The following is a 3,280-nucleotide window of genomic DNA, read 5'->3' as shown; positions in this document are numbered from 1 at the left end:
TCGCCGCGGCCTTGGCAGCCGTGGTCTTGGCGGCCGTGGTCTTGGCCGGTGCCTTCTTCGCCGCGGCCTTGGCGGCCGTGGTCTTGGCGGCCGTGGTCTTGGCCGGTGCCTTCTTCGCTGCTGCCTTCTTGGCGGCGGCCGTCTTCTTCGCCGCAGCCTTCTTGGCGGCAGCCTTGGTAGCGGGCGCCGCGGCACCGCGCTTCACAGCCGGGCCGGTTGCCGGAAGCTTCTGGCCACCAGCGATAACCGCCTTGAACTGAGCACCGGGCCGGAATGCCGGCACCGAGGTGGGCTTGACCTTCACGGTCTCCCCGGTGCGCGGATTACGGGCAACCCGGGCCGCGCGGCGACGCTGCTCGAAAACACCGAATCCTGTGATCGTCACACTGTCGCCGCGATGCACTGCCCGAACAATGGTGTCCACGACATTCTCGACAGCTTCTGTTGCCGTGCGCCTGTCCGAACCCAGTTTCTCGGTCAGAACGTCGATGAGCTCTGCCTTGTTCATTGAAATTCCTCCGCGAACTAATGGTCCATGATCGGACCGACTACGAACTACGGTAAACCTGAATACCGCAGGAGTCTATGTGCCACGCCAATTCTCATTCAACGCGGCACCATTCTCAGGAACTTATTATCCGTCAGGCAGGGCCCCGACTCCAACTTTCGTCGGTCGGCGACGGCTCGGGAAGAGTCACAGGTTTCCATGAAGGCCTTGACTTTTCAAACTCGGAAATGCCTTCTACCTGCCGTAATGTCAATCCGATGTCGTCCAGACCCTCCATCAGACGCCAGCGTGTGTAGTCATCAATCTCGAAGGGCACCACGGTGGTTCCGGCCGTCACGGTCTTGCTCTCGAGGTCGACGACCAATTCCAGCCCGGGCTGCTCGTCGAGCAATTTCCAGAGCAGTTCGACGTCCGCCTGGTCCACCTGAGCGGCCAGCAGACCGGCCTTGCCGGCGTTGCCACGGAAGATATCCGCGAATCTCGACGCGATCACGACCCGAAAACCGAAGTCGGATAGCGCCCAGACGGCGTGCTCGCGGGACGACCCTGTGCCGAAGTCCGGACCGGCCACCAGAACGGACCCCTTGTCGTAGGGGGCGACATTGAGGACGAAGTTCGGATCGTTACGCCACGCAGCGAACAGACCGTCCTCGAATCCTGTGCGGGTCACCCTCTTCAGGTAGACGGCCGGGATGATCTGGTCCGTGTCCACGTTGGATCGCCGCAGCGGAACGCCGATACCTTTGTGTGTGCTAAAGGATTCCATCGAAAAATCTCCTAAATTCCTTAGGTCCTAGGCCAGATCCGTCGGCGAGGACAGTGTTCCCCGGACTGCGGTTGCCGCGGCGACGAGCGGCGAAACCAGATGGGTGCGGGCGCCCTTGCCTTGACGACCTTCGAAATTGCGGTTGGACGTCGAGGCGGAGCGCTCGCCCGGTGCCAGTTGGTCGGGGTTCATTCCGAGGCACATCGAGCATCCCGCCTGGCGCCATTCGGCACCGGCAGTGGTGAAGATCTCGCCGAGGCCCTCCTTTTCGGCCTGGGCCCGAACCCGCATGGAGCCCGGAACGATCAGCATGCGAACCCCCTCGGCGACGTGACGGCCCCGGAGCACGTCCGCCACGGCCCGCAGATCCTCGATCCTGCCGTTGGTGCACGAACCGACGAAGACGGTGTCGATCGCAACCTCGCGCAGCGGCGTCCCGGGCTCGAGATCCATGTAGGCCAACGCCTTCTCCGCGGCATGACGGGCGCTCTCGTCCGCGATATCGGCAGGATCGGGCACCGACTCACCGAGCGGCAGCCCCTGTCCGGGGTTGGTTCCCCAAGTCACGAACGGCGTGAGGGTACTGGCGTCGATGTGAACCTCGTTGTCGAAAACTGCTCCCTCGTCGGTCTTCAACTGCTCCCACGCCTCGACGGCCGCATCCCAGTCGGCGCCCCGCGGAGCGTGGGGGCGGCCCTTGATGAACTCGTAGGTGGTCTCATCGGGCGCGATCATGCCGGCCCGGGCGCCCGCTTCGATGGACATGTTGCAGACGGTCATCCGCGCTTCCATCGACATCTTCCGGATGGCTTCACCGCGGTACTCCAGGACGTAGCCCTGGCCACCACCCGTACCGATCTGGGCGATGACGGCGAGGATGAGGTCCTTACTCGTCACTCCCTCCTGCAATTCACCGTCGACGGTGATCGACATGGTCTTGAAGGGACGCAACGACAATGTTTGCGTTGCCATGACGTGCTCGACCTCACTGGTACCGATGCCCATGGCGAGTGCCCCGAACGCGCCGTGGGTGGACGTGTGGCTGTCGCCGCACACCACCGTCATACCCGGCTGGGTCAACCCCAACTGCGGGCCGACGACGTGCACGATGCCCTGATCGATGTCACCCATGGGGTGCAGCCGGATACCGAATTCCTCACAGTTGCGTCGCAACGTGTCCACCTGGGTCCGGGACACGAGATCGGCGATCGGCTTGTCGATGTCGACAGTCGGAACGTTGTGGTCCTCGGTCGCTATCGTGAGATCGGGCCGGCGGAGTGCACGACCCGCGAGCCGAAGTCCGTCGAAGGCCTGAGGACTCGTCACCTCGTGAACGAGATGCAAATCGATGTAGATGAGATCGGGGTTGCCGTCCTCCCCACGGACCACGACGTGGTCATCCCACACCTTCTCTGCCAGCGTGCGTGCTTTCTCCGCCATCTTCTCCACCTTTGTGCGTCACCTCGCACAGCGGATTTCAAGGCTCATCCGCAGTGCGCTCGATGTCGTTACCCACATTCTCGGACCAGCGCCCACGCGAGCGGCGGTGCGCTATGATCTCAACATGCGAGAAAGTGGTATCGACCTATGAGACAGCATAGCGGCATCGGAGTTCTTGACAAAGCCGTCGGTGTCCTGCATGCCGTGGCCGAGAAGCCCTGCAGCCTCAGCGAACTGTGCTCGCGCACCGGACTCCCCCGCGCCACCGCCCACCGGCTTGCCGTCGGCCTGGAGGTCCATCGCCTCCTCACCCGCGACTCCGACGGGCTGTGGTGCCCCGGCCCCGGGCTCTCGGAACTCGCCGCCACCGCCAACGACCCGTTGGTGTCCGCGGCAGCACTCGTACTTCCCCGGCTGCGCGAGATCACCGGCGAGAGCGTGCAGTTGTACCGCAGGGAAGGCACTCAGCGGATCTGCGTGGCTGCGATGGAACCACCCACGGGCCTGCGCGACACCGTCCTCGTCGGAGCGCGCCTACCGATGAATGCCGGCTCGGGGGCCAAGGT

General features: G+C 63.9%; 4 protein-coding genes. 1 reads left to right on the top strand and 3 read right to left on the bottom strand.

Annotated elements, in window-relative coordinates:
• The 3 genes from WAW17_RS34175 to leuC form a co-directional block, all read right to left on the bottom strand.
• On the bottom strand, window positions 1-508 hold a 508-nt coding region (locus WAW17_RS34175; RefSeq protein WP_422337251.1), incomplete at its 3' end, for an HU family DNA-binding protein.
• 133 nt (window positions 509-641) lie between these two features.
• Window positions 642-1,274, bottom strand: a complete 633-nt coding sequence (gene leuD, locus WAW17_RS34170) for a 3-isopropylmalate dehydratase small subunit (protein WP_422337250.1) — start codon at window positions 1,272-1,274, stop codon at window positions 642-644.
• Between the two features lie 27 nt (window positions 1,275-1,301).
• Window positions 1,302-2,723: a 3-isopropylmalate dehydratase large subunit gene (leuC, locus tag WAW17_RS34165; RefSeq protein WP_422337249.1), complete on the bottom strand. Its 1,422-nt coding sequence runs from the start codon at window positions 2,721-2,723 to the stop codon at window positions 1,302-1,304.
• 138 nt (window positions 2,724-2,861) lie between these two features.
• On the opposite strand from leuC, the gene WAW17_RS34160 reads away from it, so the two are divergent.
• Window positions 2,862-3,280 (top strand): IclR family transcriptional regulator (locus WAW17_RS34160; protein WP_422337248.1); only part of this gene is annotated, 419 nt, incomplete at its 3' end.

The sequence above is a fragment of the Rhodococcus sp. (in: high G+C Gram-positive bacteria) genome (assembly GCF_049286785.1).
GTDB lineage: Bacteria > Actinomycetota > Actinomycetes > Mycobacteriales > Mycobacteriaceae > Rhodococcus_F.
The sequence above is the reverse complement of the archived record's forward strand: the minus strand, read 5'-3'. Positions and strand labels throughout refer to the sequence as shown.

Bases quoted from the DNA above. Each gene is read 5' to 3' on its own strand.
- leuD (WP_422337250.1), bottom strand. From the start codon at position 1,274: ATGGAATCCTTTAGCACACACAAAGGTATCGGCGTTCCGCTGCGGCGA.